15 protein-coding genes are annotated in these 13,700 nt (G+C 44.8%); 10 read left to right on the top strand and 5 right to left on the bottom strand.

Annotation, left to right across the window (positions count from 1 at the left end):
• Positions 1–49: 49 nt before the first annotated feature.
• Positions 50–1,510, bottom strand: a complete 1,461-nt coding sequence (locus L5M18_RS02235) for a sigma-54 interaction domain-containing protein (protein WP_105250005.1) — start codon at positions 1,508–1,510, stop codon at positions 50–52.
• A gap of 369 nt (positions 1,511–1,879) precedes the next feature.
• On the opposite strand from L5M18_RS02235, the gene L5M18_RS02230 reads away from it, so the two are divergent.
• Positions 1,880–4,456: a TonB-dependent receptor plug domain-containing protein gene (locus tag L5M18_RS02230; protein ID WP_263195890.1), complete on the top strand. Its 2,577-nt coding sequence runs from the start codon at positions 1,880–1,882 to the stop codon at positions 4,454–4,456.
• A gap of 141 nt (positions 4,457–4,597) precedes the next feature.
• On the opposite strand, the gene L5M18_RS02225 is transcribed toward L5M18_RS02230, so the two are convergent.
• Positions 4,598–5,149, bottom strand: a complete 552-nt coding sequence (locus L5M18_RS02225) for a thioredoxin family protein (RefSeq protein WP_263195842.1) — start codon at positions 5,147–5,149, stop codon at positions 4,598–4,600.
• A 277-nt stretch (positions 5,150–5,426) separates the two neighbouring features.
• On the opposite strand from L5M18_RS02225, the gene L5M18_RS02220 reads away from it, so the two are divergent.
• Positions 5,427–6,041 (top strand): LysE family translocator, encoded by a 615-nt coding sequence (locus L5M18_RS02220; RefSeq protein ID WP_105250002.1) that lies wholly within the window; start codon positions 5,427–5,429, stop codon positions 6,039–6,041.
• 92 nt (positions 6,042–6,133) lie between these two features.
• Here L5M18_RS02220 and L5M18_RS02215 read toward each other — a convergent pair whose 3' ends face one another.
• Both L5M18_RS02215 and L5M18_RS02210 read right to left on the bottom strand, forming a co-directional pair.
• Positions 6,134–6,454, bottom strand: a complete 321-nt coding sequence (locus L5M18_RS02215) for a DUF3144 domain-containing protein (protein ID WP_105250001.1) — start codon at positions 6,452–6,454, stop codon at positions 6,134–6,136.
• A gap of 74 nt (positions 6,455–6,528) precedes the next feature.
• Positions 6,529–7,092, bottom strand: coding sequence for a Tfp pilus assembly protein FimT/FimU (locus L5M18_RS02210; RefSeq protein WP_028761538.1), 564 nt, complete (start codon positions 7,090–7,092; stop codon positions 6,529–6,531).
• A gap of 187 nt (positions 7,093–7,279) precedes the next feature.
• Between L5M18_RS02210 and ung the strand changes: the two genes are divergently transcribed.
• Complete coding sequence (gene ung, locus L5M18_RS02205) at positions 7,280–7,945, top strand: uracil-DNA glycosylase (RefSeq protein WP_263195841.1); 666 nt, start codon at positions 7,280–7,282, stop codon at positions 7,943–7,945.
• Between the two features lie 82 nt (positions 7,946–8,027).
• Here ung and ispB read toward each other — a convergent pair whose 3' ends face one another.
• The gene (gene ispB / locus L5M18_RS02200) at positions 8,028–8,999 is read right to left on the bottom strand and encodes an octaprenyl diphosphate synthase (protein ID WP_049821790.1); all 972 of its coding nucleotides are present in this window, start codon (positions 8,997–8,999) and stop codon (positions 8,028–8,030) included.
• Between the two features lie 272 nt (positions 9,000–9,271).
• Between ispB and rplU the strand changes: the two genes are divergently transcribed.
• The 7 genes from rplU to L5M18_RS02165 all read left to right on the top strand — a co-directional run bounded on the left by rplU (position 9,272) and on the right by L5M18_RS02165 (position 13,638).
• Positions 9,272–9,583 (top strand): 50S ribosomal protein L21, encoded by a 312-nt coding sequence (gene rplU, locus L5M18_RS02195; RefSeq protein WP_006080526.1) that lies wholly within the window; start codon positions 9,272–9,274, stop codon positions 9,581–9,583.
• 14 nt (positions 9,584–9,597) lie between these two features.
• A complete protein-coding gene (rpmA, locus tag L5M18_RS02190) occupies positions 9,598–9,852 on the top strand; it encodes a 50S ribosomal protein L27 (protein WP_006080527.1) in 255 nt (84 codons plus the stop codon).
• Between the two features lie 214 nt (positions 9,853–10,066).
• Positions 10,067–11,236, top strand: a complete 1,170-nt coding sequence (cgtA, locus tag L5M18_RS02185) for an Obg family GTPase CgtA (RefSeq protein WP_105250000.1) — start codon at positions 10,067–10,069, stop codon at positions 11,234–11,236.
• 27 nt (positions 11,237–11,263) lie between these two features.
• Positions 11,264–12,025, top strand: coding sequence for a threonine/serine exporter family protein (locus tag L5M18_RS02180; RefSeq protein ID WP_113939893.1), 762 nt, complete (start codon positions 11,264–11,266; stop codon positions 12,023–12,025).
• Entirely contained in the window at positions 12,022–12,495 is a 474-nt protein-coding gene (locus tag L5M18_RS02175) for a threonine/serine exporter family protein (protein WP_028761533.1), read from the top strand. The genes L5M18_RS02180 and L5M18_RS02175 overlap by 4 nt, the downstream gene beginning before the upstream one ends.
• A gap of 27 nt (positions 12,496–12,522) precedes the next feature.
• Positions 12,523–13,005, top strand: coding sequence for a type 3 dihydrofolate reductase (gene folA, locus L5M18_RS02170; protein ID WP_263195840.1), 483 nt, complete (start codon positions 12,523–12,525; stop codon positions 13,003–13,005).
• A gap of 219 nt (positions 13,006–13,224) precedes the next feature.
• On the top strand, positions 13,225–13,638 hold the full coding sequence (locus L5M18_RS02165; protein WP_105249997.1) for a DUF3718 domain-containing protein: 414 nt from the start codon (positions 13,225–13,227) through the stop codon (positions 13,636–13,638).
• The last annotated feature ends 62 nt before the right edge of the window (positions 13,639–13,700 follow it).

The raw sequence follows: 13,700 nt of genomic DNA, 5'->3' as shown, positions 1-13,700 counted from the left end.
TATATCACACATTGGCGATATATCGCGTTTTTAGTGTGCTCGTTTTGAATTAGATTTCACTCGATTGACGCTGGATCCCCAATTTTTTCATTCGCGATCTCAGTGTACTTGCGGGCACACCGAGGACATTCGCTGCGCCGAGTGGGCCGGATATGCGCCAGTTTAAGCGCTTAAGGGTTTGTTCTATATGCAGCGCTTCCGCTTCCGCTAAGGTTTGCCCTTGGGTTTGAGCTAAGGGATTATTGCTCGGCATAGCGTGGATCTGCAGAATATCTCCTTGGGATAGAATGGCTTCGCGTTCGAGGATATTTTGCAGTTCGCGCACATTGCCGGGCCAAGTATAAGCCATGAGTTTTTGTAGCCCCTTTTGGCTCACTCCACGGATTTTTTTACCTAGCTTACGATTCAAGTTGTGCAGAATATGGCTGACGAGTTCGGGAATATCTTCGATTCTTGCGCGCAGTGGTGGTACTTGAATAGGGAATACATTCAAACGGTAATAGAGATCCATCCTAAATAATCCCTGTTCGACTCGCTTGAGTAAATCGTGGTGACTGGCGGCGACTAAGCGAATATCCACTTGAATGGTTTCGCTGCCACCGAGACGTTCAAAGGATTGTTCTTGGATGACTCGCAGTAGCTTTGATTGGGCTTCTAAACTGAGTTCAGCGACTTCGTCGAGGAACAGTGTGCCTTGATGAGCAAGTTCGAAGCGACCTTTACGGCGGCTTGTGGCACCAGTAAATGCCCCCTTCTCGTGACCAAAGAGTTCACTTTCTAGTAAAGATGCCGAAAACGCGGCACAGTTGACACTGATCATGGGTTTATCTTTGCGGCGACTGAGCTGATGTAAGTTACGGGCAACGAGTTCTTTTCCTGTGCCATTTTCACCACAAATGAGCACAGTACTGTCGGTATTGGCCACCATGTGCAATTGCTGGATCATATGGCGGATCACTGTACTGGCACCCGAAATATCCACATCACCCGTTTTGTCTGCCAACTCTGCCTGTAGATAATGATTTTCAGAGGCGAGTCGCTCCGAGAGTGCTTGTACTTGGGCTAGGGCTTGGCGTAATGACTGCTCTGTTTGTTTTTGAATACTAATGTCACGAAATATCGCGACTACGCCAATCAGTTGATTGTCACGGTAAACAGGGGTGGAACTGTAATGAACGGGGAAGCTACTGCCATCTTTACGCCAAAATACATCGTGGGTGATTTCTCGGGTGATCCCATCCTTTAAGGTGTTGTAAATCGGACAATCCTCTTGGGGATAATGACTGCCATCTGCATGGCTGTGATGGTGGCAGTTATGGATGTTTTTACCGAGTAGCTCTTCATTCTTCCAACCCGTCATGCGTTCGGCTGCCGGATTGATAAACACCGCATTACCGCTTAAATCAAATCCATAAATACCTTCGCCGACAGCGTTGAGCAGTAACTGGTTTTCCGGTAAGAAATGCTTATCTATCGATTTTTCATTATTGACTGAAATCTTATTGGTCATCTGTCTTACTCTGGTTTTGGCGGTATTTTCTGAGTATACCTTAAGTACTGTGACGCGATATATCGTGTTTTTGATTATGCCCTTTAAGCATTTTTTCTTTGGTGATTTTTCTGCTCACACTTTTTGCCGTTCGAGTACATTTTACTTGGTGCCATACTCTAAAAAATATTTTCATCTAAGAAATTGATATAAAAGATAAATGACTAATATTCATTCAAAAGTCTGATTTAACATTGGATATTGTTTAATTTATGTTATAAAAATGTTTTTGCAATGTGATTTTGTGTTGGCCGTGGTAGCAAGGTTTAGGGACGAGAATCGCACAAAGCAGGTCAGGTATTCTAAAAATAATAAGCAGTTGGGATGAATATGATGACCTCAAAGAAGCTGAAGTTTGGATTAAGTGCAGTGAGTTTGGCGATTACTCTAGCCTTGTCTGGTAGTTTAATCAGTCCGCAGGCAATAGCAGAAGAAGATGAGACGGCTGTTAAAAATGAGAACGTTGAAAAAATTGCAGTTGTAGGGTCCCGTGCTGCGCCACGCTCGATCGGCGATTCTCCCGTTCCTATTGATATTATTAGTAGTGACGACCTTAAAAAGAATGGTTCGACTGACATGATTGATATGTTAGTGACTTCGGTGCCATCGTTTAACTCACGCGCTCAACCTATTAGTGATGCAGCAACCTTAGTTCGTCCCGTTAATTTACGGGGTTTGCCATCAGACAGTACGCTAGTGCTAGTCAACGGTAAGCGTCGTCACCGTGCATCTGTGATTGCGTTCCAAGGTGGTGGTATTAACGATGGCGCTCAAGGTCCTGATATCTCAGTTATTCCTGGTTCTGCATTAAAGCAAGTTGAAGTGTTGCGCGACGGCGCTGCGGCGCAGTATGGATCGGATGCGATTGCCGGAGTCATGAACTTTGTTTTAAAAGATAATTCCGAGGGTGGTTCCATCACTGTGACCCAAGGAGAATATTACGAGGGTGATGGTGCTACAACTACGGTCGAAGGTGATGTTGGTTTACCTGTGACTGAAAATGGCTTCGTCAATTTAAGCTTCCAGTATAAAAATGCTGACTCCACTAGCCGTAGTGTGCAGCGTCCTGATGCGGCTAACTTAGCCGAGCAGGGTAATACCGCGATTAATGACCCCGCTCAAGTGTGGGGTAATCCTGAGATTAATGATGACTATTCAGTGTTCATCAACTCAGGCTTAGACATTAATGCCAATATGCATGCCTATGCCTTTGGTAATCTGTCTTCCCGTGATGCCGTGGGGGGCTTCTATTATCGTTACCCACAAAATCGTAGCAACGTGTATTCCAATGATGGTGGCCAGAATTTACTTGTGGGCGCTGTAAATGGTGATCCATCAACATGTGGACTCGTACCTATCCCTAAAAATGCTGATGGAAGTGACGGCAACGTACTCGACACAGATGCATACAAGGCGATGGTTGCCGACCCAAATTGCTTTGCTATGAACCAGATATTTCCAGGTGGCTATACGCCACAGTTCACCGGCACCATTGAAGATATGTCCTTCTTCGCAGGTGTAAAAGGCGATATCGGTGAATGGAATTATGATTTTAGTGCTGGTACGGGGGCGAACAAAGCCAGTTTTGGTCTTAAAAATTCGTTGAATCCATCACTGGGATTAGATACCCCGACGGATTTCGATACGGGAGCTTATGAGCAAGTTGAAACTACCGTTAACCTCGATTTCTCGCGCTTCATAACCTTAGGAGGCATTGAAGACATTAGTTTTGCTTCTGGTTTTGAATGGCGAAATGAGTCGTTTGAGATTTCTCAAGGTGATGAAGCCTCGTGGATTGCTGGCCCTTATGCTAGTCAAGGTTTCAACATTGGTGCGCATGGTTTTAAAGGCTTTGGCCCAGAGTCTGCGGGTAAAAACTCACGTCATAACATAGGTATTTATACTGATTTAGAAGCTTATTTAAGTGATGACTGGTTACTCGGTTTAGCACTGCGCTACGAAGACTTTTCAACCTTTGGTGATACGTTAAATTACAAATTGACGTTGCAGTATTCTGCAACGGATGAATTGTCGTTCCGCGCCTCACACAGCACCGGCTTTCGTGCACCAACGGTTGGCCAAGAAAACGTCGTCAACACGCAGACATCGATTATCGAAGGTGAACTGATCCAGACCTTTATTGCCCCCCCAACCGATCCGCTTGCGGCATTTTACGGTGGTGAAGTGTTAAAGCCTGAAGAGTCGATTAGTTATGCGATTGGAGCTGTATATGAGTATGAAAGCTTCTTCTTAACGGTCGATTATTACAACATTGGCGTAGAGGGCCGTATTGCACAGTCGAGTAAGATTGATGTTGAGGCTACAGATTATGATGCTTTACGTGCCGCTGGGGTTGAGTTCCCTGAGTTGATCCAAGGTGTGAGCTATTACACCAATGACTTTGATACTACGACTCAAGGCATCGATATCGTCGCTTCTTATGATGCGGAAATCCTGTCGGGTAATGCTAAATTCAGTCTTGCCTATGGTTGGACCGATACCAGCGTTGATAAATACGATCCCGAAACCACTGATGAAGGTAAAGTTCGTCGGTTAGAAGATGGTATTCCTGCACATCGTGCCACCTTAACTTGGGCGCAGTCATGGGATCAATTAAGCATATCATTACGTGGTAACTACTTCGGTGAGTACTATGCCACTCATGCTGACGATACCTCTGATTGGGGCTCTGAAATGGCTGATGCTGCGGTGACCGTCGATCTTGAAATGAGCTATCAATTACTTGATGGCTTAACGCTGGCGGTAGGGGCTAATAATCTATTTGATCAAGAAGCGCAAAAGCTGAAAGAAGGGACCTTGGGTGAACTCGGTGGCGTTTATTATGAAAGTGGGCCATTCGATTACAACGGCGGTTTCTACTATGGTCGAGTGAATTACCGTTTTTAATGAGTAAGCCAATTTATAGAAGCGATTTCTAACCCACCTTTCAAGAAATTTGGCTTTTATAAATAGAAGTGAAGTAAGCAAAAAGGCTGCAATGCAGCCTTTTTTATTCGTATTTGACTCGTCCTAAATATAGTTTAGTGCTTAGTTACGATTCGTTTGCGCGGCAACTAAACCATTTAACACATCACTCATACTGAGTTTTGACGGCAAGAGAATTCCATTGGGGGCGCTTGGACCATAAATTTTATTGTAGGGCGTGCCGGGCACTCCTTCGTGGCGCATATAGGTTTCAATCGTTTTATTCGCCTCACTCCAGTTTCCTTGCATCAGAATGATATTGTCGGCCATCAAGGCATTTACAATTTGCTCCCTGTGGGTGACTTCCGCTTTATTCGTTTGGCAGATGGTGCACCAATCAGAGGTAATATCGACAAAGACGGTATAGCCTTGGGCAACCAGAGGCGCGATTTTCTCTGGGGCTAAGGTGTGCCATTGTAGTTTTTGATAGGCTTGGTAATCCTCGCTTTTGTGCACAAATCCAATAATAGCACTGAGTCCTAAGGCGAAAAATCCCAGCACAAAAATCACCGTCAGCGATATGGTTTTACCTTTTTGTCTTTGCCAAAGCAGTAATAAGATCGCACCTATTAATAGGCAAAGAATAAAAATACTGATCAGCGTTATAGTGTTCATAAAATGTCCTGATTGAGAATCGCCTTTGTGGTGATTGCGATGAAGGCTTAGGTATTAAGGTTTGGCTATAAAGACTTAGGTTAACGCTAATCTTAGCGGTTAACGGCTTAAATCAGTGTGAATTTATGGGATTATCGCGTTTTGGGTTCTCTTAAATGACTGTTCATTTATTGAAAATGGATTTATTAGCGTTAACGCCTTGATGACGCGATGTTAGAATAGCAAGCAAGTTTAAGGCCCAGCAGTGGGCTTTTTTATTCGGCGAAAGGTGTCATCAATGAGTTGGAGTACTTGGTTAGGTTTATTGGCTATTTGTTGTTTGGGGGCTATGTCGCCGGGCCCAAGTTTGACTATGGTAGTACGTCATACTTTAGGTGGTGGGCGGGGAAAGGGTATCGTTTGTGCTTGGGCACACTCGATAGGGATTGGGATCTATGCGCTGGTGACGTTACTGGGCTTAGCCGTAGTCCTTAAAAAGGCGCCCTTAGTCTTTAATGGCATTGCGATTCTCGGTGCCTTATACCTTGCTTGGATGGGAGTTCAAGCGCTGCGTTCTAATGGCGGTATGCAAGCTAAATTGGCTGCAGGGGAGGCGACAGATACCTTAACTGCAGCCCGTGATGGTATCGCTATTTCTTTATTCAATCCTAAGATAATGCTATTTTTTCTTGCGTTATTCAGCCAATTTGTGATGGTCGCCGACAGCATGACGGCTAAAGCATTAATTGTTTTTACACCGTTAGTGGTCGATGGTCTTTGGTACACCTTGATAGCCTTATTGCTATCCCACTCGAGTGTGTTGCCTAAGTTGAGAGAAAAAGCGGGGTTAATTGATAAGTTATCCGGCGTAGTATTGATATTGCTGGCGATCCGTGTGGTGTACACGCTTTAGTGATCTATCTAAAATTTTTGGTTTTAAATAACAAACACGCCATCAATCGATGGCGTGTTTGTTTATGGCTATGCATTTAAATCAAGGCGTGATTAGCCTTTAAACATTTGCACAGAATTATCAGCTTCTTCTGCCACACTTTCTTGGATAATGGGTGGGTTGGCAATGTGGTCGTCTAAGTTGTCACTCAGCATTTCTTTGAATTCACTGCTAAACCATTCTAATGCGCTCTCTTTTTCTGCACCGAGATCCGCTGATTTAATCGCGGCTTCGAAGGCATTAAAACGTGCTGCGGCAAAACGGAGTGCTGTGCCAACTTTACCTACATCTGCTTCTTGTTGGCTTAGCTGATTGGCTAAGGCAATAAACTGATCGGCAAGTTCGTAAATGGTGGTGCTGCTCGTGTCGGTCATGGCGTTCACTCTAAAAAAGTAACAGATTAAAGTTCGATTCTAACTTAATTGGTGTAAGAAGGAATCGTCAGGCATTAACTATTGGGATCTGTGTCGGTAATGACGACTCCTGTATGGGAGTCATAATTAATCGACAGTTTATCGTTTGTTCGATACAAATAAGTGCACTGGCCAGGATCGGTATAACTGGCTTTATAGTCGGTTTCAGTCGCATCAATATTCAAGCGCGAGACACTCGGCTGGGCATTTTGAAATAATACTTCCCATACCGATATACAGTCTTCGACATTATCGAGTGCCGGAGAGGCCTCATTGCCATGGATATAGTGTTGTGCTGGCCAACCGAAGGCGTTGAAATCTATTTGTTCGGATTGTGCCGTACCAAATACGGGTAAATCCTCTTTTGGACCTGAGCCCACTTTTACAGCCCATACGGAACGTGCCAGATTGATGGCTGATTTAAAGCCTCCGCCTGCCGCTTTAACGGTTGCAATTTGCGCATCTTGTTGCACATTGATAAATTTTGGCAGGGCCACTACGGCTAAAATACCGAGCACTATGATGACCACCACAAGTTCAATTAAGGTGAAACCCGTTTGATGTCTTTGAATTGATTTATCAGAATGTTGGATCATCATTACGTATCAGAGTGTGCGAGAATGGGCGCACTATATCACTTAATTTCGAATGTTTTAAATTGAAAGTCTTAACGTGAGACCTAGCAGGTTTAGTGGTATTACTTAGCGGCAGGTAAGGTCTGCAAACTTGCCATACTACTACAGGACTTTTAAGCTAATCCGATTATAGAATTGAGGAAGTAAAATAGTGACTCAGGCGACATGGCAAACATTTATCGATGAGCAAAGAGCTTTGCCTTATTTTCAGCAACTAAGCGCATTTGTTGACAATGAACGCAGGGCTGGGAAAGTGATTTATCCACCCGAAGTTGATGTTTTCAATGCTTTTAGTATGACGCCCCTTGAACAAGTCAGAGTGGTTTTGATTGGCCAAGATCCCTATCACGGCCCAGATCAAGCCCATGGTTTATGTTTTTCGGTTAAATGCGGGATAAAACCACCGCCATCTTTAGCCAATATGTACAAAGAATTAGCGACGGATATTGAAGGTTTTGTTGTGCCATCCCATGGCGATTTATCCGCATGGGCGGAGCAGGGGATATTGATGCTCAATACGGTGCTGACCGTTGAGCAAGGCAAGGCGCATTCCCATGCCAAAGCCGGGTGGGAAGTCTTTACGACTGCGGTGCTGGAATTATTAAATCGGCAGACTCAGCCGATTATTTTCGTGCTTTGGGGTAGTCATGCCATTAAAAAGGGTCAAGTCGTTAACGCACCGCAACATCAAGTGCTCACAGGACCACATCCTTCACCTTTATCGGCTTATCGCGGTTTTTTTGGTTGTGGGCATTTCTCTCAAGTGAATCAATTATTGCTTGAGCGAGGCGAAACGCCGATCCTTTGGCAGGTTTGATTTTAGGATTGCGGTTAAAGCAATAAAAAAGGTCTTACTGAGTAAGACCTTATTTTTGGGGCGAAATTACATTAGTTAGCAATCAGTGGTTTCTGTCGACCGAAATCTTAGCTAGCGTTACTAAGGCTTGCTTATAGTCGCTATCGGGTAAAGCAGATAATGCCGCGATGGCTTTCTCTGATTCTTCAATTGCTTTTTGTTGGGTGTAGTTTAACGCGCCGCAATGGTGCAGTGCTGCTACGATTTTATCTATGGCCTGAGTACCATCACCTTGCTCAATTGCTTGACGTATGAGCTGTTTCTCTTCGTCTGTGCCATGGGCAATGGCATAGATGAGTGGCAGCGTCGGTTTACCTTCGGCAAGGTCATCGCCAATATTCTTTCCTAGCTCGTCACTGTCGGCGGTATAGTCGAGTAAGTCGTCGGTAAGCTGAAAGGCGGTGCCGAGATACTTACCATAGTTGCCTAAGGCGGTTTCTTGCTCAGGCGTTGCACCTGCTAGCACGCCCGCGAGTAGCGTAGCGGCTTCAAATAACTTGGCAGTTTTGCAATAAATGACCCGCATATAGCTTTCTTCAGTGGTGTCTGGGTCATTACAATTCATCAGCTGTAAGACTTCACCCTCGGCCAACACGTTAGTCGTATCAGCTAACACTCTGAGCACTTTCATGTTGTCAAGTTCGGTCATCATCTGGAATGAGCGGGTATAAAGGAAATCCCCGACTAGCACACTGGCACTATTGCCAAACAGTGCATTGGCGGTTTCTCGTCCGCGGCGTAACGTCGATTCATCAACTACATCATCGTGGAGCAATGAGGCTGTATGGATAAACTCAATAATCGCCGCTAGCTTAAGATGTGCTTCGCCTTCGTAGCTCACCGCACGTGCGGCTAAAACCGACAGCAGAGGACGAAGACGTTTACCACCACCATTAATAATGTAAAAACCTAATTGATTAATTAGGGCGACATCTGATTCAAGCTGTTTATATATCAGCTGATTGACTGCTTGCATATCAGTGTCAGCCAGTTGACGAATAGCGTTTAAATCCATAATAGACTCTGGTTGTGGGGTCATTACGTACCCGGCCCCTGTTTAGGCTCACGTGTTATAATGAAATGAATTTTACCTAAAATTCTGACATATGACAGCACTAGCTCAACTAATGTGAGAGTTAATCCGGTCTTTTTTTATTCTTTCCTAATTAGGGCTTGCCAGAGTTAGATTCTTCGCGTAAACTCCGCGCCCATTGTCAATAAAGTTTTTGTAGCACCCTGCCTCATCCAAGAATGAGCCCGCGTGTTAGGAATTGGAGTAAAATAGCTATGTACGCTGTTTTTCAAAGTGGTGGTAAACAACACCGTGTAGCTGAAGGCCACACAGTACGTTTAGAGAAGTTAGAAGTTGCAACTGGCGAAACTATCGAGTTCGATCAAGTTCTTTTGATCGCTGATGGAGAAACAGTGCATGTTGGTGCTCCTTTAGTAGCTGGCGGTAAAGTCGTTGCTGAAGTTGTAAGTCACGGTCGTGGCGATAAAGTTACTATCGTTAAGTTCCGTCGTCGTAAGCACCACGACAAGAAAATGGGCCACCGTCAGTGGTTCACTGAAGTTAAAATTACTGCTATCAACGCATAATAGGAGTCTAACTCATGGCACATAAAAAAGCTGGCGGTTCTACTCGTAACGGCCGCGATTCAGAAAGTAAACGTCTAGGTGTTAAGCGCTTTGGCGGTGAATCAGTTCTAGCTGGTAACATTATTGTTCGTCAACGTGGTACTAAATTCCACGCTGGTGTAAACGTAGGTATTGGTCGTGACCATACTCTGTTTGCTCTGACTGACGGTAAAGTTAAATTCGAAGTTAAAGGCGCTAATAACCGTAAGTTTATTAGCATCGAAGCTTAACTTTCGAACCTAGCTTATACTGTTAAAGCCCCGCCATTGGTGGGGCTTTCTGTTTTTTGTGCTTCTATTTACGCCGTGTAGATGCTTGAGTTGGTAAATGATTACCAAGAATGAGCATTGACAGGTAAGATTGGGAGCAAAGTATCTCGAGTTTTTTGGCGACCAATGAAGTTAGACGGTATAATTGCTTCATTCAGTGGTGCCAGGAGTAAGTATGAAGTTTGTCGATGAGGCAGTAATTAGGGTCGAAGCAGGCGACGGCGGTAGCGGTTGTGTTAGCTTTAGGCGCGAAAAGTATGTACCTGATGGTGGTCCTGATGGTGGTGATGGTGGCGACGGTGGCAGTGTTTTTCTGCAGGCTGACGAAAACTTCAACACTTTGATCGAGTTCCGTTTTGAACGTTTTCACATGGCTGAACGTGGCGAAAATGGTCGTGGCCGTGATTGTACTGGTCATAGCGGTAAAGATTTGATCTTAAAAGTTCCTGTTGGTACTCGCGCGGTCGATCATGATACTGAAGAAGTCCTTGGGGATTTAACAACCCACGGTCAAAAGCTATTGGTTGCCAAAGGTGGTTTCCATGGTTTAGGTAACACCCGTTTTAAGAGCAGTACTAACCGTGCCCCACGTCAAAAGACGTTAGGGACACCCGGTGAAGTTCGTAGCCTTAAATTAGAGTTGTTACTGCTGGCTGACGTTGGTTTGCTTGGCATGCCTAACGCGGGTAAGTCGACATTCATTCGTGCGGTTTCCCGTGCAACGCCGAAAGTGGCTGATTATCCGTTTACAACACTGGTGCCTAACTTAGGTGTGGTTAATCCACGTCCTGGTCAAAGCTTTGTGATTGCGGACATTCCTGGTCTCATCGAAGGCGCTGCCGATGGTGCGGGTTTAGGTATTCGCTTCTTAAAGCATCTTGAGCGTTGTCGTATTCTGCTGCACATCATAGATATTGAGCCGATTGACGGAACCGATCCGGTTGAGTCTGCGCGCGCTATCGTAGGTGAGCTTGAGAAATACTCTCCAAAGTTGGCGAGTAAGCCACGTTGGTTAGTCTTTAACAAAACCGATCTGCTGCTTGAAGAGGAGCTGCAAGAGAAGGTTGATCGTATCGTTAAAGAAATGGGTTGGGAAGGCGATGTTTATACTATCTCCGCCTATAACCGCGACGGTACCAGTGAGTTGGCATTAAAACTCCTCGATTACATTGCGAGTCTTCCACCAGAAGACAATGAAGTCGACCCAGATAGTGAAGTTGAGTTCAAGTGGGATAATTATCATCAAGCAAACCTTGATTCATTGAATGAAGACTATGTTGATGAAGATGATGACGATGACTTTGATGATGACGACTACGACGTAGAAGTTATTTACCAAAGATAATAGTAATCTTTGAGTTTTGAGAGTTCTGTGTACGCTGATACTCAAAATGATATTACTCGGCAAGTTGTGCGTGCTGCACAATTGCTACTGGCCTACGGCGCGGAATCTGATTTAGTTGAAGAAATCAGCCAGCGTCTAGGTCAGGCTTTAGGTCTTGCCAGCGTAGAACTCTCTATTTCCTCTAATTCCCTCGTGTTAACCAGTTTGGTTCATGGTCGCTGTATCACAACTACTCGTCGTATTCGTGAGCATGGCATTAACATGACAGTCGTCTGTGAATTACAACGTATCTGTTTACTCGCTGAAAAGGGGTTGTATGGCCCAAATGAAGTGCGTAAACGCTTGGCGCGGATTGAACCTAAAACCTATCCTCCTAGCTTAGTGGTATTCATGATTGGCCTGTCGTGCGCTAGCTTCTGTCATTTATTTAATGGCGATCTCACTGCATGCGTGATTACTTTTTTTGCCGCGGCAGTGGGTATGTCGGTACGTTTAGCAATTGCTAAGCGGCATTTTAATTTATTAGTCAATTTTGCCATCACAGCTTTCGTCACCAGTATGCTGGCTCAAACGGGTTATTTGTTTGAATTAAGTGAAACTCCTAAGGCTGCTATGGCCGCGAGTGTGCTGATGTTAGTGCCGGGTTTTCCGATGATTAATGCGATTTCCGACATGGTAAAAGGGCACATGAATGTCGGTATATCCCGCTGGGGTCATGCAACTTTGCTGACCGTTTCTTCAGTGATAGGGATTACAATTGCGATGCAGATCGGCGGAATTTTCCTATGATGGAATTATTGATAGCTCTTTTGCACGATGCTTTTTTCTCTGCCATCCCCGCCGTAGGATTTGCTATGGTATTTAATGTTCCTAAACGATTTCTTCCTTACTGCGCTTTAGCGGGAGCCATTGGCCATAGTTCCCGTACTTTAATGTTACAGTTTGGTCTGCCAATCGAGTGGGCAACCTTCGCCGCCGCGGCATTAGTAGGGATTATTACCATAGGGTTTGGTAAGCGCCACTTAGCGCCACCTTTAATGTATGCTGTCGCCGCGATTATTCCTATGATCCCAGGCACTTATGCATTTAATACTGTGATTGCCTTAGTGCAATTGACCGCTCAATCTCAAGTCAGTCCTGAACTGACGGGGCAAGTGATTAGTAATGGCCTCAAAACCGTCTTTATTCTAGGGGCGTTAGCCGTGGGTTTGGCCATGCCGAGTTTGCTGTATTTCAGGACCCGCCCCGTCATTCAATAATTCTATTTCTATAAAACAGGAGTGAGCATGCGCATTGCTATGATAGCCGCGATGGCAAACAATCGAGTCATCGGAAAAGATAATAAAATGCCATGGCATCTTCCAGAAGATCTACGTCACTTTAAAGCGATGACCCTAGGCAAGCCTGTTGTGATGGGACGTAAGACCTTTGAGTCAATCGGTAGGCCCCTTCCTGGTCGACATAACATAGTGATTTCACGCCAAACGGATCTTGTGATTGAGGGCGTGACCTGTGTGACCTCGTTTGATGCAGCCAAACAAGCTGCTGGTGAGTGTGAAGAGTTAGTGGTTATAGGTGGTGGCCAGCTTTATGCCGAGTTATTGCCCTGCGCCGATATCTTATATTTGACGCAAATCAATCTTGAGGTGGAAGGCGATACATTTTTCCCCCACTGGGACGATGGGACTTGGAAGGAAACTGAATCTTTGACGAGTATAAATGCGGCTGGTTTGGAATATCGCTTTATCAATTTGGTAAAAAAATGTTAAATTGCAGCTTCTGTTGTGTACCCTGTGTGTATGGGGCGTCAGTTTATCTAACGTATTGCATCATATCGGACATTTAGTTTTCACGGAAAGAGATAGCCTATTTCGTTATCCTAGATTTCGAACGAGAGCTAAAGCCAAGAGGTCAATATCATTTAGACAATAGATGCAGCCCATACAGAATTGATAATAAAACTATAAGAAAGTATTAAGGAGTATCGGATGCGTCTTATGCCTGTGGCCTTGGCTGCGTTGATTGGATTTAGTTCTATTGCAGTACCAACCTCTGCTGTTGCGGGGGAAGATCCACTCGTAGCGAGTCTTTGTGATTATGTAAAAGCTAACGACAAAAACCGCTTACGTAAAAAGTTAAAAGAAAGCCGCGTTAAGTTACGTCAGATTTACAGTGGTATCAGTTGCGATGGTGCAAGTCTATTGCGCACCGCTTACGGTGCGAGTGCGAACGATACCGGTGAGTTTGTGGCTAAGCGTTTGTCGGCGACTGAATTGAGTGTTGCTGAAGCTGATGGGATGACTATCCAAGCTTGGGCTGAAGCAAACGGTCATGGTGCTAGCCCAATTACTGCTGCAGTGAAAGAGCGTCTTGGCGCTGCTGCTGGCGGTGAAGAAGAGTAATGCGGATTTGAACTTAGCGGCACTTTAGCTCTATTTGCTGCTACGTTATATTAAGCGTCTAA

This window comes from Shewanella sp. SM20 (assembly GCF_025654545.1).
Lineage (GTDB): Bacteria > Pseudomonadota > Gammaproteobacteria > Enterobacterales > Shewanellaceae > Shewanella > Shewanella oncorhynchi.
This window is presented reverse-complemented; position numbering and strand designations above follow the sequence as displayed.